At 67.7% G+C, this 841-nt stretch carries 1 protein-coding gene; it reads right to left on the bottom strand.

Annotated features, from left to right (window positions below; all coding sequences use genetic code 11):
• Positions 1-841 (bottom strand): membrane protein insertase YidC (gene yidC, locus I0Q12_RS12865; protein ID WP_231610542.1); only part of this gene is annotated, 841 nt, incomplete at both ends.

The following is an 841-nucleotide window of genomic DNA, read 5'->3' as shown; positions in this document are numbered from 1 at the left end:
CCTCCGGGACCTGCCCCACCTCCGGACGCGCATCGCGTGCAGTGGCATCCACCCGCCGCTGCTCGTCGCGGCGCCGCTGTGCGGCGGCGTCCTCCCGCTCGAGGTGGGCGTAGACGATGCGCTGCTGGACGTAGGTCCAGATGTTGTTGCTCACCCAGTACAGCAGGATCGCGATCATCAGGACCGGGCCGCCGACGAGGGCCCCGAGCGGGAACACCCACAGCGTGATCTTGTTGATCACGGCGGTTTGCGCGCTCGCCGCGACCACCGGGTCCTGGCGTGCCACCGATGCCCGCGCGTTGAAATGCGTCGCGAGGCTCGCGATCACCATCAGCGGAAGCGCGACGGTCGCGATCGCGCCGGCCGTCGGAATGCCGCCGAAGTGGACGAACGACGCGAGCGTGCTCTCCGGGGTGGTGATCGCTGCGGAGATCGGCGCACCGAAGAGGCGGGCGCCGAGGAAGGACTGCACGTCGGTGGCGCTGAACACGTAGTTGGCGGTGTGGGCGTTCTCCTCGGGGGTCATGCCGAGCTTGCCGATCCCGGTGCCGGTGCGGTTGAACGAAGCCAGCACGTGGCACATACCCAGGAACACCGGAACCTGGAGCAGCGCGGGCAGGCAGCCCATCAAGGGGTTGAAGCTGTGTTCCTTTCGGAGCTTCTGCATTTCCGACACCAGGCGGGGGCGATCGTCGGAGTACGCGTGCTGCAGGGCCTTGATCTGGGGCCGGAGTTTCTGCATCTGCCGGGCGGTCCGGATCTGCCCGATTCCAGGTTTCAGCAGGACCAGGCGCAGAGTGAACACCAGGAAAATCACGGCGAGCGCCCACGCGACGCCGTT

Source organism: Rhodococcus sp. CX, from assembly GCF_015865005.1.
Lineage (GTDB): Bacteria > Actinomycetota > Actinomycetes > Mycobacteriales > Mycobacteriaceae > Rhodococcus.
The sequence above is the reverse complement of the archived record's forward strand: the minus strand, read 5'-3'. Positions and strand labels throughout refer to the sequence as shown.